We start from the raw sequence: 24,013 nt of genomic DNA on the forward strand, positions 1-24,013 counted from the left end.
GATAATAGCGACGATACTACAATATCGTTGATAGCGTTACGATGTTAACGCTGCCACGGAGGAAGCCAGGCATGTCATCGAGCAAGACCGTCCTGATCACCGGTGCCACCAGCGGCATCGGAGCCCACACCGCCCGCCTCTTGTTGGAGCGCGGTCACCGCGTCGCGGTCACCGGGCGCGACCGAGGAAAGCTCGACGCCTTCCTCGGGTCCGTCGATGCCGCTGACCGCGTCCTGGGGATCGTCGCGGACGCGGCCGACTGGAAGGCCACCGAGGCAGCCGTCGCCCGCACCGTCGAGCGCTTCGGGTCGCTCGACGCGGCGGTGGCCAACGCCGGCTTCGCCTCGGCGGACCACTTCCGCGGCGGCGCTCCGGTGATCGAGCAGGGTGATCCCGAGCTCTGGCCGTCGATGGTGCTCACCAACGTGCTCGGGCCCGCGCTGCTCGCCAAGGCCGCGCTCCCGCACCTGGCGCGGACGAGCGGCCGACTCGTGCTCCTGGGGAGCGTCGCCGGGGTGAAGAACAGCCCGGCGAATCTCTACTCGGCGACCAAGTGGGCCGTCGTGGGGCTCGCCGAGAACATCCGCTTGCACGCGACCGCTCGCGGCATCGGCGTCACCCTCGTCAACCCGGGGATGATCGACACGGCGTTCTGGCACGGCGCGGCGCCCCCGAACGCGCTCGCGCCGGAGCGAATCGCCGAGGCGATCTGCTTCGCGCTCGACCAGCCGTCGGGCGTCGACGTCAACACGCTGACGATCCGCCCGATCGGGCAAGCGGTGTGACGCTCGGCGGCAGAAGGGCTCGGCGACGCAGGTGCCGCCGACGCTGAGCAGGGGTGCGTAGCACTCGGTCACCGCTCGGCGGCAGAAGGGCTCGGCGGCGCAGGTGCCGCCGACCCTGAGCAGGGGCGCGCGGCGATCGGTGTCAGGTTGGTGGCGATGCGGCGGCTGGGCTCGGGCGCCACGATGTGTCCGCGCGGCGTCTCGTCGGGCTCTCGGTCGCGCGCGAGCACGAGGCCGTGAGCGCGCAGCATCGCATGATTGCTGCCTCATTCTCCTGCGCCGCCTCTACCCTGACTTTCGTTGGGTGCGCTTGCTCCAGTCGTCAGTGAGCACGTGGCGTCTGTTCTTCGCGAGATGGCGCCTGGCGACGTGCGGCTCGTCCCGGTTGCTGTCGAGGGACTGCCCAATTCCTTTTCATCCTGAGCATGGCTCGGGAAGTCCGCTGTGTTGATGCTTCCGCGTGCAGGGAAGGCCAATACATCCCAGCCAATGAGTCGCTTCACGCGGACCTCGTTGGGCAGCACAGGTCTGTCGTGGGTTTGCGCATCGACAAGTCGAAGGTCGGTGAATCTCGAGTGTTTCGACTCTGGGGATGGCCATTGCCGAGCATCGTCGACGACGAACAAATCAAGGATGCCCTGGAGGCCAACGGCATTTTCGATGGGAAGTTCGGAGAGGTCTGACCCGCCGCGTCGCAACCGATGAACTCTCCCCGGCGCCCGTTGCGGACACGCCGGGGGCGTGCGCGTTCTTGCTCGGATGTACTGACTCAATGAGGCTCATTCGGTGAGAAACTTGGACGGTATCTCGTGACACCAGGGCGTGCGTCTTTGACCCAGGTCAGATCATCGGGCTGCAGTCTTCATACCAATATTTGTAGTATTGATCTTGTTTTGCATTTTGGTCTAGATTTTCTCGGCCGGCATTGCAGTTTCACTTCTTGCCGGCGCAGAAAATAAGAGGGGTCAGCATGAAGCTGTTCACGAAGCCGGTAGCGATTGTGTGTTCCATCTTGGGGCTGATGGGCACCGCGCATGCCGGGGCGAAGCTCATTTCCGATGTCACGGTCAACACGGCAAGCCGCATTGCGGGCGGCAGTATGGCGGATGCGCGCAAGAGCGCGGATGTCTTGCAGTACATCGCGTGTCGCACGGTTGCACAGCGCGCCGGTGCGTCCTATGCGGTCTGTGAGGCGCGGGACGCCTGGGGAACCTATGGGCAGTGTACGACCTGGGATACCGGCTTGATTGCGGCGGTCCAGGGGATTGGCCCGAGCTCCTACGTCCTCTTCAAGTGGGACGCGGCCGAAGTCTGCACCAACATCGAGGTGCACAATTCCTCCCAGTACGCGCCCATGACGCCGTAGTCGTCGATGCTCTCAGCGGCGGAGCGGTCCTCCCTCACGGTGGTCCGCTCTGTCTGTCATGAGGTTGGTGAGCCAGGGCCTTCAGGCGCTGGCTCACTCTCGCGCGGAGAGAAAGAAGGAACAGAGCTTCTCGATGACTCGCGCGTCCACGTGGCCCGGCACCGAGTACTCGGCGGGGCCTGATTTGCCTTCGCCGTGGATGAACAGGTGATTGCTGCCGGGAACCGTCACGACGTCGACGCCGTCGACCTGGGCGAGCCCGCGCCGCCACGTCGCCAGATCCTCCTCGGTGACCTGGTAGTCCCGCTCCCCTTGCATGATGAGGATGGGGCGCTGGAGCTTTCGCGCCATCCCGACGCCGTCGCGCGAGTCCAGGTCCTTCCAATACGCCATCGGCACGCCGAGGAAGGTCCCGGAGCTGGCCGTTCCGGACTTCAATGGCTCGGCTTCCTTCTCAATCAACGCGATCTGTTCCGCCGGCACGCCCAGATACCGGAGCTGCGCGGGAATCAACTGCCACATGGGACGCCCCGGTGGGGCCAGCAAGACCGCGCCCGCGACCGGCGCCGAGCGATGGGCAATCTCCGGCGCCAGGAGCGCTCCCAGGCTGTGCCCCGCCACGAACACGCGCGTGGCGTCCACGGCCCGGTTCGTCTTGAGCACGCCCATGGCCGAGACCGCGTCCAGCACCACCTCCTCATCGATGGAGATGCCTCCCGCGAACCGGTCCTTGTATCGGAAGGTCCGCTTGTCGTAGCGCAGGACGGCGATGCCACACGTCGAGAGCCCCTCGGCGACATCCTTGAAGGGGGTGTTGGGTCCGATGCGCTCGTCCCGGTCATGCGGGCCGGAGCCCTGAACCAGCACGACACCCGGGAAGGGGCCCGTCCCCACGGGCACCGTCAGCGTGCCTTGCAGCAGGAAGGGCTCCTGCCCCACGACGACCTCTTCGCTCCGGAATGCCGCGCCGTTCACGTAGGGACGTCGTTCCTCGGACTTCACCTGTGTGCCAGCGGCCACCTCGGAACGTGGAGCCGCTGTCTCCGCGGGCCTGGGCTCCACTCCGTCGGGGAGTGGCGCGCTCGCGCAGGCTGTGAGCGTGAGCGTGACCGCGCCCAGGCAGGCACCTCGAGTCCGCTTCTTCAATACGTCACGGGTCTTGTGGAACATGGCTCCTCCTCCTTCACGCAGAACGATGAGAGCCCGCCCCATCCGTCGGCCCGCGGTGGTCCCCCTCGAGGCGGCGGTAGAGGACGTACGAATAGACCACGGGCGTCACCGTCGCGACGGCGACCGCCGCGAGCACGGGGACGGGGCCGCCGCCGAGGAGCCCCGCGACGACGACGATGCCTCCCGAGAGGACGAACAGCCGTCCCCCGAGGCGATGCGTGCGCAGCCAGACCTCGTCGCTCGCGAGCGTCCAGGGCGTCCGGATTCCACAGAAGAAGTTCTTGGTGAACTTCCCCATGTAGTTGCCGATGATCATGAAGAGCAGACCCACGGCCACGGGGACCACGCGAGTCATCGGCACGGGAACGCCGATGCCCGTGAGCAGCACCAGGACGTGGAGCAGGAACAGGAACGCGATCACCGCCAGCTGGATGCCCTCGAAGACTCCCTGGAATCGCGCCACGCGAAAGCCCCATGGGGAGATGCGCGGCACGGCCACCAGGACCACGGATGCAGCCGTCATCACCAACGGGAGGACGAAGGGGCCCCAGGGCTTCGGCGTGTGTCCGTCCACCACGCCCTCGGCATTCCAGTGCGTGGGGATCGACTCCGGTAGTCGGCCATAGAGAAAGAAGGCCATCGCGAACGCCGCGATGACGAGTCCCAGGCTCAGCACGGTGGCTCGGCTCATCCTCATGACGGCTCTCCATTCCCCTTGTCGACCTTGAAGAGGTCGAGCAGGACTGCCGCTACGTCCTCGAACACGGTCGTGTTGAGGGAGTAGACGATCTGCTGTCCTCGGCGCTCACAGCGAACCAGGTCCGCCGCCTTGAGCACGTTGAAGTGATGCGACAGCGACCCCTTCGTGATGTCGAACGCCTCCGCGAGCTCTCCCGCGGACTTCGAGCCGCCCTGCAGGAGCTTGAGCACCTTGCGCCGGGTCGGATCTGAAATGGCCTTGAAGACCTCCTGCGTCCGCATCACGACCTTTCGATAGTTTGACGAACTTCAAAATAACGATCGGAAGAATCCTGTCAAGGGGTGCTTGTCCCTGGCGCGATCCATCCTGGGGTGAAGCGGGGTACCAGGGAGGTGAGCCCTGCGCCAACGCGTGGTCCCACGTGGCGCAGGGAGGCCAGGGAACCCCCGCGCCGCGACAGCGCTGCAAGTTGGGAGTGATGGAGCATGTCCATCCCGCCATCCAGATGCCCGGCGCGGACGCGGCGGACGAGACGAGGAGAGCCGGCTGGCGGGAGACGTCTGGGGCAGGTGGTGGAGTACACCCTGACGGATGACAAGGAGCGCTTCGTCTCCTCGCTCGAACGGGGACCGCGCGACGGGAGTCTGTGGATTGGTCACCTCTGGGGGCGGGGGCTGATGCGCCTGCACACCGAGGGCACCCTCATCACCACGACGAGGTGCTGGCCGAGCAGCCCATCATGGACATCCAGGTCGCGGGCGGAGGCGACGCGCGCATGATGCGGGTGGCCTTCGGGGCGTCGCGCGACGACGCGAACGGCATCACCCGAACCGGCGCCATCGGCGGCTACACCGGTCGTTGAAACAAGCGGGTGACGTGCCGTTCGTCGACCGGGATTCCGCGCGACATTCTCCAGGAGGGGGCGTTGAGGGAGGACAACGCCCCTGGGTTTCCCGGGCGACCTGGAGAGCCCTCGCATCATGAGAACACTCGTCCTCCTCCTGACAGCGGCGCTCGTCGGTCTTGGCGCCGCGGGCTGTGGTGAGAAGTCCTCCGAGGACACCACGAAGCCTGGCGACAATCCCCCGTCGGACGCCGGGCCCACCGACGCGGGCGGGCCGGACTCGGGGCAGCCCGAGCAACCCGAGCAACCCGACGCGGGCGCGCCGGACGCCGGGCGCGGTGACGCGGGCTCGCCCGATGCGGGCCAGCGCGACGGAGGCTCGCAGGAGCTGGCCGTGCCCACGGGCGTGACGGCCACGCCGGGCATCCGCGAGCTGGCCGTCGCCTGGAGCTTCACCCCTGCGGGCTCCGGCAGCGCGCTGGCCTCCTTCGAGGTCGTCGCCGCGCCCTCGGGGCCCAAGGTCACCACGGGGGCCGCGGCTCGCACGGCGGTCGTGACGGGGCTGGCGAACGGCACTCAGTATCGCGTCACCGTCACCGCGGTCTTCGCGGATGGCACCCGACAGGCCTCCAGTCCCTCGGCCTCCGTGCGCACCTCCGACGTCCCGGGGACGCCGTCCTGGTCGCGGTCGAAGGGCGGCGACAGGCAGGTGGAGCTGGAGTGGACCACGCCCTCGAACGGTGGGCAGCCCATCCAGGGCTACACCCTCACCGTCGCGCCGGGCGGGCAGAGCCTCACCACCACGCAGCCGTCCGCCGTCGTCACCGGCCTCACCAACGGGGTGAGCTACACGTTCACGTTGGTGGCCACCAACGCGGTGGGCAACTCCTCGCCCACCACCAGCTCGTCGGTCCGGGCCGCCGCCGTTCCCAGCGCGCCCCAGGACGTCACGGCGGTGCCCGGTGTCGGCTCCGCGACGGTGAAGTGGAACGCGCCCACGAGCAACGGCGGCGCGACCATCACCGGCTACGTCATCACCACGCATCCGGTCGGCACGTCGCAGACGGCCTCCTCCACCTCGACGAGCCTCTTCGTGTCGGGCCTCACCCATGGCGCCACGTACAGCTTCAGCGTGGCCGCGCAGAACTCGTCGGGTGTGGGCGCCGTCGCCACCAGCGCCTCCGTGACGCTGCCCGCGCTCCCCTCGGCCCCCGTCGGTCTCACGGGCGTCTATCACCAGGGCCAGGTGGAGCTGGACTGGCGTCCTCCGCTTTCCGACGGTGGCAGGCCTGTCACCGGTTATCGGCTGACGTCCTCTCCCTCGGGTGTGGATCAGAGCCTCCCCGCGTCGCCCACGGTGGTCCGGCTCTCCGGGCTCCCCGCCGACGCCACCTATACCTTCACGCTGACCGCGAGGACGGACGTGGGGGCGGGGCCGCCCGTCACCTCCGAGCCCATCCTCCTGCGCGCCCAGCCCCGAGCACCCACGGACGTGCGCGTGCTCTCCACGGTCGGGGGCGCCGTGGTGCGGTGGAACGCGGCCTCCGCGCCCGCCACGGACGCCGTCACCGAGTACGTCGTCACCGCGTCACCCGGTGGAGGTTCCGTCACCGTCCCCGCTGGCACGCTCGTGGCGACGATTCCGGGGCTGACCTCCGGCACGACGTATCTGTTCCAGGTGAAGGCCCGCAACGCCGCGGGCCTGGGCCGGCCCTCCGCTCCCGCGTACCACCGCCACGTCGTGCCCCTGGCGTGTGAGTCCACTTCGTTCACGCCGGTGTCGAGCTTCGACCTCCCGACCGTGGTGCAGTTCGTGGGGGCCGGAGACTTCAACGGGGACTCGCGCGTGGACGTCGTCGTGGGCAACCTGTTCAACATCTTCGTGCTCACCAGTGGCCCTGGTCGGACCTTCACCCGACTGGCCGACTCCGTCAGCGCCGGCAACAGCCTGAGTCACTCGCCGCCCGTGGTGGCGGACTTCAACGGGGATGGGAAGCTGGACGTCGCCGCCATCCTGGAGACCGACAGCACGTACAAGACAGGTGGCTTCACCGTGTATCTGGGGCGGGGGACGGGCACGTTCCAGTCGCCGCTCGCGACGCCCCTGGGCACCAACCGCACCACCACCTTCGATTGCCTCACCGCCCGCGACTTCAACGCGGATGGGGTGCTGGACCTCTTCGCGCACGTCGAACTCGGCCCGACGCTGCTCTATCGAGGCAAGGGCGACGGCACCTTCTTCGCGCCCACCACCATCGTCTCGTCCAACACGCTCGACTGTCCCGTGGTGGCCGACTTCAACGGGGACGGGTACCTGGACTACGCCCGGCTCGACAGCGCCAACAACCGCATCGTGCAGGCCAACGGCACGGGGACGGGCTCCTTCAAGGTCCCCGTGTACGCGCCGTGCACCAGTTGCTACGGGAACCTGATCGCGGGAGACCTCGACCACGATGGCGCGGAGGACGACCTGGCCCTCCTCGATACGGAGAAGGTCCGCATCTTCAGCCCCTCCGGTGGGACGCTGGCCCTGGTGAGCACGGTCGCGCATCCCCGGACCCAGGGGAACCTGTGGACCGGCCCCCTCCTGGTGGATGTCACGGGCGACGGCAGGAAGGACCTGTTCTGGACCAGCAGCCCGGGTTCCCAGATGCATGTGCTGCCAGGCAGCGCCGCTCCGACGCCCTTCTCGGCGCTGCGCAGCTTCGGCTTCAGCGGCAGTGTCTACTCGCCCGCGTCGGGGGACTTCGATGGCGACGGTCGAGCGGATGTGGCGCTCGCGGACACCTCCGCCGTCCGGCTGTACTGGGGCGGAGCGTTGACCCCCGACAGCATCCAGTTGGACGGTGCCCCGGGCGGGCTCGCCAGCGGCGACTTCAACGGGGATGGGGCGACGGACCTGGCTGCCGGCAGCCGGGAGAAGAACGCGATCCACCTGTCGCTGTCCGGGAGCACGGACAGGAGCACCACGATGCTCTCTCCCGTGTTCGTGCCTCCGACGGGCAGCACGGCCACCGGGGGCGTGCAGGACGTCGTCGCGGTGGACCTGGACGAGGATGGTCGGGAGGACCTGGCCGCCATCACCACCACGCCGGTGGGGACCTCGCCCCAGCTCGTCATCTACAAGCGTCTGTCGAGCGGCGGCTTCGCGCCCCCGGAGCGCTACGTGGAGGTCAGCGACCAGACGGAGCTCATCGCCGTGGACCTGAACGAGGATGGCCGCTTCGACCTGGTGTCGACGGAGCGCTACACGTCCTCGAAGATCATCCTGAGCGTGTGGCTCAACACGGGCGGTGGACGGTTCGCGCCCCGCGTCTCCGTCGAGGTGACGGCCAACTACACCGTGGACACGCTGATCGCCGCGGACCTGGACCGGGACGGGCACATGGACCTGGCGCTCATGCGCCCGGGGAACCCCAGCATCGACCTGGGCCAGGTCTACGTGCTCTGGGGCAAGGGAGATGGCGGCTTCGCCAGCCAGACGACCTTCACCGGCGAGTACACGCACCGCAACATGGGCCGCGTGGACCTGGACGGGCAGGGCACCGTCGGTCTGCTGCTCGACCGGGGCGCGGTGGGGTTGCTCACCTTCGATTCGGCCCGGCAGCCCACGCTGACGCCGCGACACACCCTGGGGCTCGGTGCGGGCCTCGGCATCCTCGCGGCGGACTTCAACGCGGACGGCCTGATGGACGTGTTCTCCTTCACCGAGCAGGAGAGCCGACTGGTGCTGCAGCAGCCCTCCAGCACGTTCGCCCTGGGGCCGCAGGCCTCCTGGGGCTTCTATGCCCAGGACGCGCTCATCGCGGACTGGAACGCGGATGGTCTGCCGGACCTCGCCTTCAACGACGCGGAGGCAAAGACCGCCACGTTCGTGCTGAACGTCTGCCTGCCTCCCTGAGGCTCGCGGACACCCCGTCGATGGCGGGCCCACCGCGGCCTGGAGTCGGGTCGGTCACCAGGTCGCCGTCGCGCAGGTACAGTAGCTGGTGGGGGTGAAGCAGGCCCCGCTGCTCGCGGCGACGACGGTGTAGCAGGTGTTGCGCCCGTTGAGGACCTCGGTATCCACGAAGCCCGGGGTAGTGACCGTCGCGACACGGGCCATTCCAAGGCGACAGGCATTGAACCCGTCCGACTTCATGACCCAATACTCAGTGGCGTTCGGCACGGCGGCCCAACTCAAGGTGATCGTGTCGGACGAGGCGGCGGCCAGGGCGCTCGGTCTGGTGGTCGGCCCCGTGGCGCATCCACTGTTCCCAGGCGGAATCAAGTGGCAGGCGATGTTGTGCCGGTTGAATGCGTTGTAGAGGGCGGTCATGTGCGGGGTGCCGTCGTTGAGGTTGCCGTTGTCGTCGTCCGCGGCGAGCCACTGCATGTACCCGTGCGTGGCCCCGCACCCATCTGCCGTACCGGCGCTACAATTACAGCTATGCCATGCGCCTACGTTGCCACTGCCTTGGTAGAAGAGCTTGTTTCCGATGAGCAGGGCCGTGAACAGGTCGTAGTTGAAGGGCGGCGCGGTGAGATCGCGGTAGACGAGGTCATAGGCCGTCTGCCCCATGATGAGGGACGCACAGTGGATGTTCCTGGCGCAGGGCCCAACCCCGGAATTGCAGTTCGCACAGACACGTTGCGGCGTGGAGGGGAGGCCGCGAGAGTCTCTCTCGAAGTTCAGTTGCCGTGTGGTGTAGTTCGGATTGTTGCACGTGGTGACGGGGTCTGGTCCCACTCCCATCCCGATGCATGAAATCGACAGGCGGAACGCCGCGGCGATATCGCCATAGGTCTCTGGAGAATTGCTCAGCGTCCCCGTCGTGTCGTTGTCATCCAGGCCATGACCCCATTCGTGGCCCAGGACGTCAGCGGCCTCTCCCGTGTTCCTGCATCCGCCGCCGCTGCGATAGAAGTTGAGGGTCGTCCCGTTCCAGAAGGCGTTGCAGGTCGATACGATGTCGACATTGGCCGTGATCGTCTGATTGAGCCAGGCGTTGTTGGGAAGCCATCCACGGCCGACCTGGGCGAACCGGTTCAGTTGGTAGAAGGCCGTTCGCGCCGCGGCTGTATTTCCGGCGCTGAGGCCCGCCGGGACGATACAGTCATGCTGGTTGTTGGCGCCGCCCAGGGCAATCCTCCCCGTCCCATTGACCCGGATGGCGCCGCAACTGCTCTGGATGCGGAAATAGCGCCCGGACAGCGTGGTCACGGTGGGGCCTGACTCCCAGGGGAACATCCCGGCGCTGTCCGCGTAGACGCCGTTCCCGACGTCCGCCCATGGCATGGGAGTGTCGGGCTGCATCGTCCCGCAGGCGCTGATGTCCGAGCACTCGCCCGAGTTCGTCACCGGATAGATTCCGCCCGTGACCGACTGGTCGACATGGTGGTTGTCGTCCTCGATGGCGAGGACCACCCCCGAGCTGGCATCGACCGTCACCTTCCACCGCGCGTGCATGCCTGGGAGCGTCAGGCCATAGGCCCAGACGAGGCGGTGCTGCTGGCCTTTCCCGAACCCCGCGTTCGCCGCGGCCACCGGGGCCCACTCCAGGATGGGCTCCAGCCACAGCTCGGATGGACTCGTGGCCAGCCCAAGCCGCTCGATTCCAGCCTCCATGGCCCGCTCCGAATCCACCAGGGGCATGGGGGAGACGTCCACGTTGCTCCAGGACTCGGTCCCGAGGAGGACGAGGTTGCCGTGGCCCACGGTCGCCGCCAGTCGTCCGTGCCGCACGGGGATCCCCCGATGGATCTGCGGGAAGGAGAGCTGCCACAGGTCATCGGAGATCGGGTGGACGCGAGGCGCCCCGAGCTGGCGCATGTCCACGCCGATGGCGACGTGGTTGGACTCGACGAACCGGCGGACGAGGTTGGCGACCACGTCTTCATCCACCACATCCACTTTCGAGCCGAGCTTGTCGCCCAACTCCATCAACGTCACCGTGTTTCCAGTCCCGCGCCCGGGAATCAACGGAACAGCACCCACGATGTTCGCGGCCGTCCCCGTCTGCGCGTCGATGAAGACGGTGAAGTCCTTTCCGTTGCGCGCGAAGAAGTCCTCCCACGCCTTCTGTGCTCCCTGACCGAGCTTCGGCAATGCCTCCTCCAGTGGGACCTGCCCGCTGGGGAGCGCGAGCTCCGGCACGAAGTATTCCTCAGGGCCTCGCGGGGCCTCCGGGGTCGAGACAGAGGGCGCGGACGCCCAGGCGGAGGCCCCCGCGGCGAGAACAGCCAGACAGACGCGACGAGTCCAAACGGAGCGCATGGTGCCCCCTCCTCATTGTGGAAGACTGGCCATGATGACGTCGGAGTTCTGGACGACAGGGGACCGGCGGAGCGGTGTCTGAAGCAATGGTTGTGGGATTGCCCCACGGTCACGATGTGTCAATTCGAGAGTTCGATAAATAGCGGAAAGTCCTTAGTGTATCCGTGTGACGGAGCCACGACGCATGCGGGGCATTCGCGTGTCGACGCGGCACGGGACCGCGCCGTGCCGACACGCGGAGAGTCGCCGTGTGGTCTCTCCATTGCCGTCCTCCACTTCGTGGAAGGACTCAGCCTGACCGGCGTTCGTGGGGGGCGCAGGCTCCGCAGATGCCCTTCGAGAAGAACGCTCGTGGTTGACGCAGGGCGATGCTCTCCGGAAGTGGGCGGTCCCGACCGGACTCTCGCAGAAGAAATACGGACCCCACATGGTGGAGCGTCCTGTCGGCCGCGCGTACCTTCGGAGCATCAACGCCGCACGAATCGCGGCGATGCAAGGAGCCGACATGAAGGCAACGTACGGATTCCGGGCGACCATGACTGCGCTCCCGGGCAGAGGCGATGAACTGGTGGCCCTGTTGCTCTCCGCCACGCGCAACACGGGCCTCGTCACCAACACGGACTGCGTCCTCTATCTCGTGGGTCGCTCCGCGAGCAATCCGGACGTGGTCCACGTCACGGAGGGGTGGACCACGCAGGCGGCGCACGCCGCGAACCTCGCGAGCCCCCGAGCCCAGGCCCTGGTCGTGGAGCTCGCCTCGCTCGTTACTGGCGAGGCTCGGTACCAGGACGAAGTCCCCGCCGGTGGAAAGCTCGGCGCCGGAGGCGGGGCATGAGGACGGTGCTCATGATGGGATGCCCCTCTGGTCATGGCCTCGATGCGGCTTCGCTGGAGCCGTCGGCGTGAGCAAGCTCTCCGAGGCATGGACTTCGCTCAGCGGGTTTCTGCTGCTCGGGGTGGGATGGCTCGCATTCGAGCACTACTACTTGTGGGCGCGACTGGTCCGGGATGTTGGCCTCCCCAAACCAGCCACATGGACGCTGACCCTGAGCCTGGGCGTGCTCGCGGTCAGTATTCCCCTGGGGGTGTTCGTGAGCCGGCTGGTGCCTCCCGCGTGGTCGGTGTGGTGGCTCACGCCGGTCTACGTGTGGATCGGCGTGTCCACGCTGTTGCTCATGTCGGTCGTGGTGGTGGACGTGCTGCGGGTGGGCGCCTTGTTGGCGAGCGGGGGCTCCCCGCCGATGGAGGCCGACCGTCGGGAGGCGTTGGCGCGGCTGGGCGCGTTGGCCGCGGTGACGGTCGGCCTGGTCGCCAGCGGTTGGGGGCTCCGAGAAGGCCGCAGGGTTCGCGTCAAGCGGGTCGAGGTTCCGCTGAAGAAGCTGCCACCCGAACTCGACGGACTGAGCATCGTTCAACTGTCGGACATGCACATCGGGCCGATGATTGGCCGGGATTTCGTCGAGCACGTCGTGAAGACGGTGAACGCGCTCGCTCCAGACGTCGTTGCCATCACGGGAGATCTGGTGGATGGCAGCGTCGAAGACCTCGCGCTTCAGGTCGCGCCGCTCGCGAACCTCACCTCCACCCATGGCTCCTACTTCGTCACGGGCAATCACGAGTACCACGCGGACGCGAGTCGATGGTGCGAGCACCTCGGTCAGCTCGGCGTGCGGGTCCTGCGCAACGAATACGTGGAGGTGGGACGCGGGGAGCACGTGCTCCACCTGGCGGGCATCGACGACTACGAGTCGACCCGTTTCGACATCGGCCACCGGGTAGACCTCCCAGGCGCCGTGGCAGGCAGAGACACGCGTCGAGCGTTGGTCCTCCTGGCGCACCAACCCAAGGCCATCCACGAAGCCGTCCAGCACGAAGTCGACTTGCAGTTGTCGGGGCACACCCACGGGGGGCAGATTTGGCCGCTGGGCTGGCTGCTGCGCCTGGGGCAACCGGTGGTCGCGGGGCTCGCCAGGTTCGGCGCGACCTGGGTCTACGTCAGCAGTGGCACGGGCTTTTCGGGGCCGCCCATGCGGCTCGGCTCACCCGCGGAGATCACGCACCTCATCCTGCGGGCGGCCTGAAGACCCTCCGAGGCCGGTGGCGGCTCGTTGTAGATTCCCGAGCCGCCGTGTGCCTTTGCGGTACCTGGCGAACGTCAGTCCAGGAGGTCTGGATCGTAGTGGATGCTGTTGAGGCAGCACGCACTCCCTCTGAACGGGGGGCGCTCGCTGCTGTTTCCACCAACGCAGCTTCTGCAGAACTTGATCTGGCCGTCGCCGCAGCAGCGGACTTGCATCGGTGGGTCGTACGTATCGGTGTCCGGGGTATCGACGCGGATCGTCCCGACGCTCAGGGAAACCGTCATGAGCCCGGCGCTGTTGCTCGTCAGAGGGGCGAACTGGGGGTGCACCATGGTCCCTTCTGGAAGACCGAGCGCGCTCGTTGTTGCCTCGTCCAGCGGAATCGCCTCCTTCACAGCCAGACCTCCTCTGCCGAGGAGGAAATCCGGCTTCTCGAGGTAGGTGAGTTCGACCCTGTCCTCTCCCACCGCGGTAAGGATCTCCGTGGGGTCGGTCGTACCAAAGCCGAAACTGCAGACATTCGTCCCTTTGTCTCCACATCCGCCGTCTTTGTCCAGGTAGCGGGTCCTTGCGCCGACCGAGGGACTGGTTGCGGCGCTCTCGTGCTGGCCAATCGGGTCGACGCTATCCGTGGAGTTGCATGCGAGTAGGGACAGTGAGGTGAGGACTGATATGGCGAGCGCGCTCATCTTTCTCATCTGTGGCTCCTTCTGGGCGGAGGTGACGACGTTCTGGGTGTGGCTGTGATTGTTGTGGTTTCCATCCAGGACAAGCGGTCGAGCTTCCTTCTGGGCTCGAGCGTGGAGGCTCGCCGTCTGACGGGCCTCCAGGTGCTCGATGACCGGGCCTGGGCCTACGGCTGGGTCGTCCCGGTGCCTGGGATGCCCGACTCGAGCAGCCGGGCGCCGATCTCCGCGATGGTGTGCCGGTCGCCCGTGCTGAGCGGGGCCACCGCCGCGTCCAGGCTGTGCATCGCGGCCACGTACGCCTCGTCATTGCCCATCCACAGGGCCTGCTGGGCCTGGAGCGTGGCGGCCTTCACCTCGGCGACGGCGTTCTTGTCGGCGATCTTCTCGTCCACCTGCGTGATGAAGGATTGGGCATAGGTCTGCATCAGCCGCTGGACGTCCGCGTCGGACATCGCCACCGAGTTGCTGCCGGAGCACGAGGCGTTTCCCGTCCACCAGCTACACGAACACGAGCAACTGGTGCCGCTGGCGTTACAGGTGGTGCCGTTGTCGCAGGTGATGCTGCAACTGCAGTTGGCCGCTCCCTCCGAGGACATCGGGACCAGCGCGCTGGACACCAGCGCGAAAGCGGACACCACCGACCGCAGCATCGGGCTCTTCATGAGGCCATCCTCGAGAGAATGAACAGACACCGCGAACAATTCGCGGCACGGGTAGGTCAAGCAGTCTCCATGCCAGCCATGCTTCAAACCCTATCGTCAGGACGCCTCGTCTTGGCCGCCGCATGGGTAGCGCTCCAAGTCACAGGTGCCACTCCGTTGTAGCGGGAGAGGCCACAGCGGAGCGCTGATGTCATTCGAAACCCATGCGGTCGTCGAACCTACCCGAGCCTACTGTTGCTCGGGCTCCGCGGGTGCCCCGGTGGCGAGCAGTTCGGCGGCAATCTCCGCGATGATGTCCCGGTCGCTCGTGCTGAGCGTGTCCACCGTCGCCTCCAGGGCAAGCATCGCGGCCTGATAGGCCTCGTCGTCTTCGAACAGCAGGGCATTCTTTGCCTGGAGGACGGCGGTCCTCACTTCCGCGGCCGCGATCTTGTCGCTGAGCCTCTCGTTCACTCGATCGATGAAGGTCCCGGGGTAGGTCCGCACGAGCCGGGGGACGTCCAACTCGCTCAGCCCTCTGGATGCGGTACCCGAGCATTTGGCATTGCCCGTCCACCAGCTACAGGAACAGGAGCAAGAATCCCCACCGGCGCCACATTTCGTGCCATTGGGGCAGGTGATGGAGCATGTACAGGCGGGCGCGCCCTCCGCGGACATCGGGAGCAGGGCGCTGGACGCCAGCGCGAACGCGGACACCACCGACCACAGCATCGGATTCTTCAAGGGGCCTTCTCGCAAGATGAACGACGCCGAGAGTCATTCGCGGCGAGAGGACCAAAGCAGTCTCTGTGCCAGCCGTGCCCCAATCCCTACCACCACGGCGGCCCCGCGCTGTCTTCTACCCCGGTAGCGCTTCCGGACACAGAATCCGCGACGTTGTAGCCCTGGGGGTTACGCTGGGCGCAGTGGAATCCCAGACAGAGGTTCCGCCGTCTCAACGGAGCAGCGGTGACGGGCTCCGCGTCGACGCGGTGGGGGCTGGTTCCGGGGCTCGGGCGGGGCGGCTGCTGGCGGTGGGGTGCTGGGGTCGCCAGCTCACGAGGAAGCGCAGATAGGGGGCTGGCTTCGTCGAGCCCGGGAGGTCGGGGTAGATGCGCTCCCGCTCCGAGTCGAGCAGGGCGTAGTCGTTGATGAAATCGAGCCCTCCGGAGGCGCTCAGCCACACGTTGCTGGACCCCAGCCGGAGGTTGGCCACCGGGCCGACGCGCAGCTCCGTCTGGCTCACGTAGCGCACGCCCGCCGTCGAGTCGGTGTCGGGCAGGTCCGCGCGGAAGACCTGTCGCTCGAACGCGGCGGTGAGTCCCAGCTCCAGGTTGTTGCCCACCTTCCGGAGCAGCGTGGTGCGTGGCGCGCCGAGCTCCAGGATGTACGGGTCCACGCGATAGGAGAAGCCCACGATGGGGAAGACGGGAATCTTCTCGAACGGGTACTGCGCCGCCAGGCCCAGCGTCAGCGTCTTCCTCGGGTCCCCACCCAGGAAGTAGCTGCCCATGGCGATACCCGTCCACGCGATGTCCCGCTGGGCGTCGAACTCCTTGAAGCCCTTGGAGAAGTCCGGGCGGATGTTCGTGGTGATTCCGGTCAGGAGCAGCGCCCGAGTCGAGATCGGGGTCAGCAGGGAGAGCCCGAGCTGGAAGCGGTGGACGTTGCCGGTCTTCTCGACGTCCTCCGTCTGCAGCGGCGCGGTGCGGCGCTCCATGCCCATCCATCGCGTCTCGAAACCCAGGCTGGGGATGAGCTTGAGCTTCCCCAGCGACACCACGGGGATGAAGGGCCGGACGTCGAGGCGGAGCTGCTCCTTCAGCTTTCCGCCCTGCGAGCCGATCTCCGTCCCCCGAGTCCAGGTGAAGCCCACGTAGGCGCGGTCCAGCGTGTTCTGCGCGCTGGCGATGCCTGACGTCAGCAGGGCGAGGGTGAAGACGGTGGCGCGGGTCGTGGTCCGGAGCGTCCTGGATGAGTCGCGCTCGGCGTGAACGGAGAAGTGGAGGTCGGGCATGGCGCGGGCGGCCTTTGCAGGGGGGCGTGGAGCGGAGGGTGGGGTTGCGAGACGCGGGTGGGCCGGCCTTCCGCCGCGAGGTTCGTGTCGAGGTCGATATGCGTCGACCCGGGTCAACGCGCTCTGGGCGCGCGGGGAGCCTTGCGTCGACGCGCGATGGCTCCGGGCCGGGGGACGGTGGGCTTGGGGGCCTTCGCGCGTCGGCGGGACGGAGGAGGGTGACGGGGACGCCCCCCGTCCCCGGTGGTCTTTCCTGCGTCCGGGCCCGCCCCCTGGGGCAAGACCATGTACATGGCGAACAGGATGAACATGACGGTCGGCCTCCGGGGACGGGGTTCTCGGTTCGTCAGCTCCCGCTCGACGAGGCGGAAGGCTCCACGGGCAGGGGCTCCGGGCGGTCGAGGTGGATCAGCTCTCCCTCGCCCCGGTCCACGACGGCCCGGTTCGCCCGGCGACGGCGCCACCACTCCACGGCGTCGTCCAGCAGCGAGTACAGGACGGGGGTGGCCAGCAGGGTGAGCAGCAGTGAGAGCGTCTGTCCGCCCACGACGATGCCCGCGGTGGCGCGGTTGATGCCCGCGCCGATGCCCTTGGAGGTGACGAGCGGCACCATGCCCGCGACGAACGCGATGGTCGTCATCAGGATGGGGCGCAGTCGGTCGCGGTTGGCCTCCAGGATGGCCTCGGCCCGAGCCATCCCCTTCGCGCGCAGGTTGTTGGTGTGGTCCACCTGGAGGATGGAGTTCTTCTTCACCACGCCGAAGAGCACCAGCAGGCCGAGCGCGGACTGGAGGTTGAACGTCTGCCCGAAGATGAGCAGCGACAGCAGCGCGAACGGCACGGTGAGTGGCAGGCAGAAGAGGATGGTGAAGGGGTGGATCCAGCTCTCGAACTGGGCCGCCAGGATGAGGTACATGAAGATGAAGGACAGGGCGAACGCCGTCATGAACGACACCATGGTGCGCCCCATCTCACGGGACTGCCCGGTGGGCGCCGCCGAGTAGCCGGACGGGAGCTCCAGCGTCTTGACGATCTCCTCCAGGCGCTTGGACACCACGCTCTGTCCCACGCCGGGCTGGACGTTGGCGGCGACGGTGACCTGCCGGCGGCGGTTGAGCCGGGCGATTTCGGACGGGCCCGTCTCCTGGGTCAGCTCGACGACGTCGCGCAGCGGCACCGTGCCGAGCCGGTTGGACGGCACCGTCATCCGCAGGAGGCGCTCCACGTGGTTCCGGTCGGACGCCTGGGCCCGCAGACGCACGTCGTAGTCCTCGCCGCCGTCCTGGAACGTGGAGACGTCCATGCCGCCCACGAGCAGTCGCAGGGTGTTGGCGATGTCCGCCACCTGGACGCCCAGGTCCGCCGCCTTGTCGCGCAGCACGTGGACGCGCACCTCGGGCTTGCCCAGCACCATGCTGGAGTCCACGTCCGCGGCGCCGGGGAACTTCCGCAGCTCCTCGACGATGCGCTGGCTGTACCCGCCCAGCATGTCCAGGTCCGGCCCGTTGAGGATGTACTGCACGGACTTGCTGGAGCCTCCGGAGAAGGCGCTCACGTCGGAGACGTCGATGCGCAGCTCCTTGGGCTGCTTGGAGATGATGTCGCGTCGGACGCGCGCCCCCAGCTCCTGCTGGCTCTGTGTCCGTTCGACGGGGTCCACGAGCCGCACGTAGATGTTGGCCACGTTGGGCGTGCGCCGGGCGCCGTCACCGATGGTGGTCAGCGTGTGGGCGACGCCTGGAATCCGCCGCGTCTCCCGGGCGATGCGCTCGGCGACGATGAGGGTTGACTGGAGGCTGGTGCCCTCCGGGGTGCGGATGTTGATGGCGAAGTTCGCCTCGTCGTTGGGCGGCTGGAAGCTGACCGGGACGGCCTTGAAGATGGGGACACAGGAGCCCAGCGTCACCACGCACGCCACGACGACGAGCCAGCGATGGCGCATCACGTAGCGCAGCATCGCCATGTAGACGTCCTCGATGGGTTGGTAGAAGCGGTCCACGAGCTTCTGGAGCACCGTCTTCTTCGCGTGACCTCCCTCGGGAGCCGGGTCCAGCCACCGCGCCGCCAGCATGGGCGTCAGGGTGAAGGAGACGATGAGGGACACGCCGATGGCGTAGGCCATGGTGAGGCCGAAGCCCTTGAGGAACCGGCCGACGATGCCCGTCATGAAGGCCACGGGGATGAACACCGCCATGAGGCTCAGCGTGGTGGCGAGCACCGCGAGGCCGATGTCCCGCGTGGCGAGGATGGCGGCGGGGAAGGGCTTGAGCTTCTTCTCCTCGATGAAGCGGACGATGTTCTCCAGCACCACGATGGCGTCGTCGATGACGATGCCCACCGCCAGGGCCAGGGCCAGCAGGGTGATGATGTTGAGCGTGAAGCCCTGCAGCCACATCAGGGCGAACGTCCCGATGATGGAGATGGGGATGGCGAGCGCCGCGATGAGCGTGGAGCGCACGTTGCCCAGGAAGAGCAGCACCACGAGCGCGGAGAAGAGCGCGCCGAGCACCAGGTGCTCCGTCACGGAGTGGACCTGCGTCTGGATGGTGCCGGACGTGTCCCGCACCACGTCGAGCGTGTATCCCTGGGGCAGGAGCTTGCGGACGCGGTCGATCCGCCCGCGCACCGCCTTCACCACCGCGACGGTGTTCTCGCCGCTCTGCTTGCGCACCGTCAGCACGACGGTGGATTCGCCGTCCAGGCGCGCCGCCGTCTGCTCCTCCACCTCGCCGTCCTCGACGCGGGCGACGTCCCGGATGCGGACGGGGCGACCCTCCACGTTGCGGATGACGATGCGGCCGAGCGCCTCGACGGACTCGACGCGCCCCTGCACGCGCAGGCTCAGGTCCTTGGGTCCCGTTTGCAGCGTCCCGCCGGGGGCCTCCAGGTTCTGCGCGGCCAGGGCGCGCTGGACGTCCGCCGCGGTGACGCCGAAGGCGCGCAGCGCCTCGCTCTCCAGCCACACGTTGACCTGCCGGTCGCGCCCGCCGACGACGGCCACCTCGCCCACGCCGGAGACGTTCTCGATCTCCCGCTTGAGGCGCTTGTCGGCCAGCTCGGTGGTGTCGCGCAGCGACGCGCCCGGCGGGCTCTTCAGCGCGATGTAGAGGACGGGGCTGGCATCCGGGTCCATCTTGGTGATGACGGGCTGGTCGATGCCGGTGGGGAGGTCGTTGAGGACGACGGAGACGTGGTCGCGCACGTCCTGGGCGGCCACGTCGATGTCCTTCTCGAGCGTGAAGTTGATGATGACCTGGCTCACGCCGTCGCTGGAGACGGAGCGCAGCTCATCGATGCCGGAGATGGTGTTGACGGCCTCTTCGATCTTCTCGGTGATCTCCGTCTCGACGACCTCGGGCGAGGCGCCGTCCAGGCGGGTGGTGACGGTGATGACGGGGACGTCGACCTTGGGGAAGGCGTCCACGCCCAGGTTGGCGTAGCCGGCGATGCCGACGACGACGATGGCGATCATCAGCACCGACGCGAAGACGGCGCGTCGGACGGCGAGGTTGGCGAGCCATTGCATGCGGGAAGGTCCTCGGTGGAGAGCGGGGGAGGGGGCTCGCGGTCAGTTGACCGGCGTGCCGTCCTTCACCTGGGGGCCGGGTTGACTGACGACGCGCTCGCCGGGCTTCACGCCCTCGACGACCGCGACGCGACCATCACGCTCGGGGCCCGTCTGGACGACGCGCTCCTCGATGTGCCCCTCCACCACCGTGAAGAGGCGCGTGGTCTCTCCGTCCACGACGAGGGTGGCCTTGGGAACGGAGGGCAGCGCGTGCTCGGTGAGCTGCAGGTGCGCGGTGGCGAACATGCCGGGGCGCAGCTTGCGGTCCGGGTTGTCCACCACGGCCTCCACCACGAGGTCGCGGCTGTCGGCGCGAACGGTGGGGCCGATGTACTTCACCGTCCCGGTGAAGACCTGACGGGGGAACGCGGACACGTCGAAGGCCACCTGCTGGCCCTCCTGGATCTGCTGGATGTCGGCCTCGCCCACCAGGAGCTGGATGCGCAGCGGGTCCAGCTCCACGACGTGGGCCACCTTGGAGTTGGGCTGCACGTACTCACCGACGCTGACGGAGCGCTCGTCGACCATGCCCGCGAAGGGGGCGCGGACGATGGCATCACCGAGCGTCTTCTGCGCCAGCTCCACCCGGGCGCGCGCGGCCTCGGCGGTGCCGGTGGAGGCCTTGCACTGGGAGGAGATCTTCTCCCACTCGTCGCGGCTGATGGCGCCCTTGTCGAGCAGCTTCTGGTAGCGCTCGCACTGGGACCTGGCCAGCTCCTGCTGCGCCTGGGCGTTGCCCAGGTTGGCCCGCGCCTCGGCCTGGGACAGCACGGCGTTGCGCGTGTCGAGCTGGACCAGGGGCTGACCGGCCTTCACGAAGGTGCCGCGCTCGACGAAGGTCTTGATGACGACGCCGGAGGCGTTGGCCGCCACGTCCGACTTCTGGTTGGACACGAGCGAGCCCGTCAAGGGGAGCGCCCGGGGCATCGGGTGGGCCTCGACGGTGACGGTGTCGACGTGGATGGCGGGAGGGGGCGGGGCGGCGGCGGGCTCGGCCTCCTGGCGGGAGCAGGCGGACAGCGACAGCAAGAGGAGCGCGCAAGGCGTGGACGCGGAGGTCTTCATGAGGGGGCTCGGATTCAGGTGTCGGAGGGAGTGGAGGGCGAGAACGGGTCCTTGCCGGCGGCGATGCGGAGCTGGGCGCGCGCGTTGGCCAGCTCGGCGTCGGCCTGGATGCGGGAGACCTCGGCGCTGAAGGCATCGCGCTGGGCCTGGAGCAGGTCGAGCTGGGTGGCGGCGCCGACCTGGTAGCGGTCCAGGGCCAGCTCCGAGGCGTGGTTCGTCGCCTGCACCTGGGCGCGCGCCGAGCGGCTCTTCGCGATGTTGGCGGAGACCTGGCTCCACGCGCGGTGGATGCCGTCGGACGCGCTCCGACGGGTGCGCTCCTCGCGGGCCCGGGCCACCGCGAGCGCCGCGTCCTGGCTCTTCATGCTGGCGAAGGTGGTGTAGTCGAGCATCCAGTTCAGGGAGAGCCCCGCCGTGTAGGACGCCTTGTTCCCGGCGAAGCCCGCGGCGTTGGTGATGCGCTCCGTCACGTTGCCGGACAGGGTGGGCAGGAGCGTGAGGCGTTGCGCGCGGGCCTGCTGCGCGGCGGCGCGTGTGTTGGCCTGGGCCGCGGCCAGCGAGGGCAGCTCCAGCTCCGGGGTCGCGAACGTCTCCAGCCCGGGCTCGGGGTGCAGGTCGTCCTGGATGGGCCCCACGGGGGCGTCCAGCTCCGGGGCGAGCCCCGACATCGATTCCAGGGAGCGGGCGGAGAGGGAGAGGGACAGCTCGGACGAGGCGAGCTGCTGGACCTGTCGCTCCACCTCCGCGCGGGCGCGGTCCACCTCGAGCGACGAGGCGGTGCCCGCCTCCTGGCGGTCCTCGGTGAGCGTCAGGCTCGCGCGGGCCACGTCGAGCGCCTGTCGCGAGGCCTCCACGAGCGCCGCGTTGGCGACGAGCTGGTAGTAGCCCTGCACCACGTTGGCCTCGACCTGGAGGCGGGTGGCCTCGGCTTGATGCTCCGCCGCTCGAGCGCCGGTGCGCGCCGCGGAGATGCGCTGGAAGCGGGCGAGGTCCACCAGCGGCACGTTCAGGGTGATGACCGCGTCCAGCTGGTCCGAGGGCGTGAGGACGGCCCGGATGGGCGGCGCGTTGGGGTCGAGCTGGAGGTTGATCTCCGCGGTGGCCTGGTTGCGCGTGTAGGTGCCTCGCGCGGTGAGGTTGGGGAGCGCGCCCCCGAGCGCCACCTGCGCCTGCGCCTGCTGCTGCGCGGCGGTGGCGCGGGCCTCCTGGTTGTCAGGACTCCCCTCGCGCGCTGCGCGGACGAACGTCTCCAGGGGTTGGAGCGCCCACGCTCCTGGTGCGAGGCCCAGCACCGCCATCGCGAGGACCCTGATTATTGATTTTCCGCTCATTAATTCGGCGCGAAGAAGTGGCATTCGAGGAAGTCTCGGTGTGTGAACGAGGAGAGCGGCCAGGTCAGGAGCGCATCCCGTGAGAGCCCCGGAATCGGTGATTTATTGAATGGGGACTCATTAATGGGGCGTGCGCGGGGGAGGTCTTGCGGTGAGGAGGGAGCGGGTCAGCGGCGGCGGGGCGGCTCGGGTGTGAGCTGGGCGCCGCGCATCAGCAGGTCGAGCAGGGCGCGGATGAAGGCGGGCACGGTGAGGGCCCTGAGGGGAGTCGTGTCGGCGCGGAACGTCTGCCCGACGACGTAGTCGTTGATGCCGCCGATGAACGCGCAGGCGAACAGGTCGGGGTCGACGTCCCGCAGGCGCCCCAGGGCCACCTCCCCGCGGGTGTAGTTCGCGAGGATGGAGGAGTAGGCCTCCCGGGGATTGGGCCTGGCCCGACTGCCGATGGGCCCGGAGCGGCTGGGGTTGCTCAGGGCGAGGACGTTGAGGGGGACGAGCAGCCGGAGGATCCCCACGAGCGCGACGCCCGCGTCGTGCAGGTTGTCGACGACGGTGCCCTGGCCCACGCGCTGCTCCAGGTCGGCGATCTCCGGCGGGTCCACGAGGTCCAGGTCGAGCGCGGCGCGGAACAGCCCGTCCTTGGTCTTGAAGCGGCGGAAGATGATGCCCTCCGACACGCGTGCCCGCTCGGCGACCATGGCGGAGGTGGCCCGGATGCCGTGCGCGAGGAAGACCTCTCGCGCCGCATCGAGGATGTCTTCGTCGCGGATGGAGACGGGACGGGCCATGGGGTTATCGAGTCGCTACTCAACCAATCCTTAGGCAGGGGCCACGCAGGGTGTCAAGTCACGGACCGCGTCACGGAGGCAATCGAGCCGCCGAGGGGCTGGCCCCGCGTCCAGGCCGCGAGGACGGGGGCGTGTCGCGAATCGTGAAGAGTCGTCCCGGCTTCGTCGTGCCGGGCACAGTGGGGCGACTGCGGGAGCTTCGTGGCGGGCCTCCGGCTCCCTATACCGCGCTGGACGGAGGCAGCACATGGCGCACACGACACACACGAACCACGAGCACGTCCACGGCGGTAACTGCGGTCACACCCCGGTGAAGCACGGGGACCACGTCGACTACATGCACGAGGGGCACCTTCACCACAGCCACAACGGCCACACCGATGAATGTACCATCGCGGTGGACGCGACCAACCCGAGTCGCTGTACGCCGTCTCATCAGTGTTCGGGCCACGCGCAGGGGCACACGCACGGCCCGGACTGCGGACACGAGGGCGTCCCCCACGGGGATCACGTCGACTACCTCGTCGAGGGGCACCTGCACCACGTCCACGACTCGCACTGCGACGACCACGGTCCGCTGCGCACGATGTGACGCCTGACGGGGTGTGACCACTCCTCGGGTCGCACGGGATGTCAGATGCAGATGCTACCCGATTGCCATAACCAGGGCATTCGGGGGAAGCCTGCCTCGAGGGCCCGTCACGTCTCGAGG

19 protein-coding genes are annotated in these 24,013 nt (G+C 68.1%); 7 read left to right on the forward strand and 12 right to left on the reverse strand.

The window, feature by feature from the left end; translation table 11 throughout:
* Nucleotides 1-71 precede the first annotated feature (71 nt).
* Nucleotides 72-785: an SDR family oxidoreductase gene (locus tag LZ198_RS18085; protein WP_253973242.1), complete on the forward strand. Its 714-nt coding sequence runs from the start codon at nucleotides 72-74 to the stop codon at nucleotides 783-785.
* A gap of 970 nt (nucleotides 786-1,755) precedes the next feature.
* A complete protein-coding gene (locus LZ198_RS18090) occupies nucleotides 1,756-2,151 on the forward strand; it encodes a hypothetical protein (RefSeq protein WP_253973243.1) in 396 nt (131 codons plus the stop codon).
* Nucleotides 2,152-2,244: 93 nt separating this feature from the next.
* Here the strand turns inward: LZ198_RS18090 and LZ198_RS18095 are convergent, their stop codons facing one another.
* The 3 genes from LZ198_RS18095 to LZ198_RS18105 all read right to left on the reverse strand — a co-directional run bounded on the left by LZ198_RS18095 (nucleotide 2,245) and on the right by LZ198_RS18105 (nucleotide 4,302).
* Nucleotides 2,245-3,126, reverse strand: coding sequence for an alpha/beta hydrolase family protein (locus LZ198_RS18095; protein WP_253973244.1), 882 nt, complete (start codon nucleotides 3,124-3,126; stop codon nucleotides 2,245-2,247).
* A gap of 208 nt (nucleotides 3,127-3,334) precedes the next feature.
* Nucleotides 3,335-4,012 carry an SdpI family protein gene (locus LZ198_RS18100; RefSeq protein WP_253973245.1) on the reverse strand — a complete coding sequence of 226 codons (678 nt, stop codon included), beginning with the start codon at nucleotides 4,010-4,012 and terminating at the stop codon, nucleotides 3,335-3,337.
* A gap of 2 nt (nucleotides 4,013-4,014) precedes the next feature.
* On the reverse strand, nucleotides 4,015-4,302 hold the full coding sequence (locus tag LZ198_RS18105; protein ID WP_020479202.1) for an autorepressor SdpR family transcription factor: 288 nt from the start codon (nucleotides 4,300-4,302) through the stop codon (nucleotides 4,015-4,017).
* Between the two features lie 458 nt (nucleotides 4,303-4,760).
* On the opposite strand from LZ198_RS18105, the gene LZ198_RS42920 reads away from it, so the two are divergent.
* Both LZ198_RS42920 and LZ198_RS18110 read left to right on the forward strand, forming a co-directional pair.
* Nucleotides 4,761-4,883, forward strand: coding sequence for a hypothetical protein (locus tag LZ198_RS42920; RefSeq protein WP_256559671.1), 123 nt, complete (start codon nucleotides 4,761-4,763; stop codon nucleotides 4,881-4,883).
* 118 nt (nucleotides 4,884-5,001) lie between these two features.
* Nucleotides 5,002-8,766, forward strand: coding sequence for an FG-GAP-like repeat-containing protein (locus LZ198_RS18110; RefSeq protein WP_253973246.1), 3,765 nt, complete (start codon nucleotides 5,002-5,004; stop codon nucleotides 8,764-8,766).
* A gap of 54 nt (nucleotides 8,767-8,820) precedes the next feature.
* Here the strand turns inward: LZ198_RS18110 and LZ198_RS18115 are convergent, their stop codons facing one another.
* Nucleotides 8,821-11,001 (reverse strand): gluzincin family metallopeptidase, encoded by a 2,181-nt coding sequence (locus LZ198_RS18115; protein WP_253973247.1) that lies wholly within the window; start codon nucleotides 10,999-11,001, stop codon nucleotides 8,821-8,823.
* A 655-nt stretch (nucleotides 11,002-11,656) separates the two neighbouring features.
* Between LZ198_RS18115 and LZ198_RS18120 the strand changes: the two genes are divergently transcribed.
* Nucleotides 11,657-11,956 (forward strand): putative quinol monooxygenase, encoded by a 300-nt coding sequence (locus LZ198_RS18120; protein WP_253973248.1) that lies wholly within the window; start codon nucleotides 11,657-11,659, stop codon nucleotides 11,954-11,956.
* A gap of 67 nt (nucleotides 11,957-12,023) precedes the next feature.
* Nucleotides 12,024-13,202 carry a metallophosphoesterase gene (locus tag LZ198_RS18125; protein ID WP_253973249.1) on the forward strand — a complete coding sequence of 393 codons (1,179 nt, stop codon included), beginning with the start codon at nucleotides 12,024-12,026 and terminating at the stop codon, nucleotides 13,200-13,202.
* Between the two features lie 74 nt (nucleotides 13,203-13,276).
* Here the strand turns inward: LZ198_RS18125 and LZ198_RS18130 are convergent, their stop codons facing one another.
* From LZ198_RS18130 to LZ198_RS18165, 8 genes are all read right to left on the reverse strand, one after another.
* Nucleotides 13,277-13,900: a hypothetical protein gene (locus LZ198_RS18130; RefSeq protein ID WP_253973250.1), complete on the reverse strand. Its 624-nt coding sequence runs from the start codon at nucleotides 13,898-13,900 to the stop codon at nucleotides 13,277-13,279.
* A gap of 155 nt (nucleotides 13,901-14,055) precedes the next feature.
* A complete protein-coding gene (locus LZ198_RS18135) occupies nucleotides 14,056-14,553 on the reverse strand; it encodes a hypothetical protein (protein WP_253973251.1) in 498 nt (165 codons plus the stop codon).
* A gap of 228 nt (nucleotides 14,554-14,781) precedes the next feature.
* Nucleotides 14,782-15,039, reverse strand: coding sequence for a hypothetical protein (locus tag LZ198_RS18140; protein WP_253973252.1), 258 nt, complete (start codon nucleotides 15,037-15,039; stop codon nucleotides 14,782-14,784).
* Nucleotides 15,040-15,487: 448 nt separating this feature from the next.
* The gene (locus LZ198_RS18145) at nucleotides 15,488-16,549 is read right to left on the reverse strand and encodes a hypothetical protein (protein WP_253973253.1); all 1,062 of its coding nucleotides are present in this window, start codon (nucleotides 16,547-16,549) and stop codon (nucleotides 15,488-15,490) included.
* Between the two features lie 346 nt (nucleotides 16,550-16,895).
* The gene (locus LZ198_RS18150; RefSeq protein WP_253973254.1) at nucleotides 16,896-20,075 is read right to left on the reverse strand and encodes an efflux RND transporter permease subunit; all 3,180 of its coding nucleotides are present in this window, start codon (nucleotides 20,073-20,075) and stop codon (nucleotides 16,896-16,898) included.
* A gap of 42 nt (nucleotides 20,076-20,117) precedes the next feature.
* Nucleotides 20,118-21,182: an efflux RND transporter periplasmic adaptor subunit gene (locus LZ198_RS18155; RefSeq protein ID WP_253973255.1), complete on the reverse strand. Its 1,065-nt coding sequence runs from the start codon at nucleotides 21,180-21,182 to the stop codon at nucleotides 20,118-20,120.
* A 14-nt stretch (nucleotides 21,183-21,196) separates the two neighbouring features.
* The gene (locus LZ198_RS18160; protein WP_253973256.1) at nucleotides 21,197-22,480 is read right to left on the reverse strand and encodes a TolC family protein; all 1,284 of its coding nucleotides are present in this window, start codon (nucleotides 22,478-22,480) and stop codon (nucleotides 21,197-21,199) included.
* A 200-nt stretch (nucleotides 22,481-22,680) separates the two neighbouring features.
* Entirely contained in the window at nucleotides 22,681-23,301 is a 621-nt protein-coding gene (locus tag LZ198_RS18165; protein ID WP_253973257.1) for a TetR/AcrR family transcriptional regulator, read from the reverse strand.
* Nucleotides 23,302-23,548: 247 nt separating this feature from the next.
* Here LZ198_RS18165 and LZ198_RS18170 point away from each other — a divergent pair, with 247 nt between their 5' ends.
* Nucleotides 23,549-23,893: a hypothetical protein gene (locus tag LZ198_RS18170; RefSeq protein ID WP_253973258.1), complete on the forward strand. Its 345-nt coding sequence runs from the start codon at nucleotides 23,549-23,551 to the stop codon at nucleotides 23,891-23,893.
* The last annotated feature ends 120 nt before the right edge of the window (nucleotides 23,894-24,013 follow it).

The organism is Myxococcus dinghuensis (assembly GCF_024198235.1).
GTDB classification, from domain to species: Bacteria; Myxococcota; Myxococcia; order Myxococcales; family Myxococcaceae; genus Myxococcus; species Myxococcus dinghuensis.

Excerpts from the sequence above, each read along its gene's own strand:
- LZ198_RS18085 (WP_253973242.1), top strand. The coding sequence starts at position 72 with ATGTCATCGAGCAAGACCGTCCTGATCACCGGTGCCACCAGCGGCATC.
- LZ198_RS18090 (WP_253973243.1), top strand. The coding sequence starts at position 1,756 with ATGAAGCTGTTCACGAAGCCGGTAGCGATTGTGTGTTCCATCTTGGGG.
- LZ198_RS18165 (WP_253973257.1), bottom strand. The coding sequence starts at position 23,301 with ATGGCCCGTCCCGTCTCCATCCGCGACGAAGACATCCTCGATGCGGCG.
- LZ198_RS18135 (WP_253973251.1), bottom strand. The coding sequence starts at position 14,553 with ATGAAGAGCCCGATGCTGCGGTCGGTGGTGTCCGCTTTCGCGCTGGTG.
- LZ198_RS18155 (WP_253973255.1), bottom strand. The coding sequence starts at position 21,182 with ATGAAGACCTCCGCGTCCACGCCTTGCGCGCTCCTCTTGCTGTCGCTG.
- LZ198_RS18160 (WP_253973256.1), bottom strand. The coding sequence starts at position 22,480 with ATGGCGGTGCTGGGCCTCGCACCAGGAGCGTGGGCGCTCCAACCCCTG.
- LZ198_RS18170 (WP_253973258.1), top strand. The coding sequence starts at position 23,549 with ATGGCGCACACGACACACACGAACCACGAGCACGTCCACGGCGGTAAC.
- LZ198_RS18105 (WP_020479202.1), bottom strand. The coding sequence starts at position 4,302 with ATGCGGACGCAGGAGGTCTTCAAGGCCATTTCAGATCCGACCCGGCGC.
- LZ198_RS18120 (WP_253973248.1), top strand. The coding sequence starts at position 11,657 with ATGACTGCGCTCCCGGGCAGAGGCGATGAACTGGTGGCCCTGTTGCTC.
- LZ198_RS18110 (WP_253973246.1), top strand. The coding sequence starts at position 5,002 with ATGAGAACACTCGTCCTCCTCCTGACAGCGGCGCTCGTCGGTCTTGGC.
- LZ198_RS18100 (WP_253973245.1), bottom strand. The coding sequence starts at position 4,012 with ATGAGCCGAGCCACCGTGCTGAGCCTGGGACTCGTCATCGCGGCGTTC.
- LZ198_RS18150 (WP_253973254.1), bottom strand. The coding sequence starts at position 20,075 with ATGCAATGGCTCGCCAACCTCGCCGTCCGACGCGCCGTCTTCGCGTCG.
- LZ198_RS18130 (WP_253973250.1), bottom strand. The coding sequence starts at position 13,900 with ATGAGAAAGATGAGCGCGCTCGCCATATCAGTCCTCACCTCACTGTCC.
- LZ198_RS42920 (WP_256559671.1), top strand. The coding sequence starts at position 4,761 with ATGGACATCCAGGTCGCGGGCGGAGGCGACGCGCGCATGATGCGGGTG.
- LZ198_RS18145 (WP_253973253.1), bottom strand. The coding sequence starts at position 16,549 with ATGCCCGACCTCCACTTCTCCGTTCACGCCGAGCGCGACTCATCCAGG.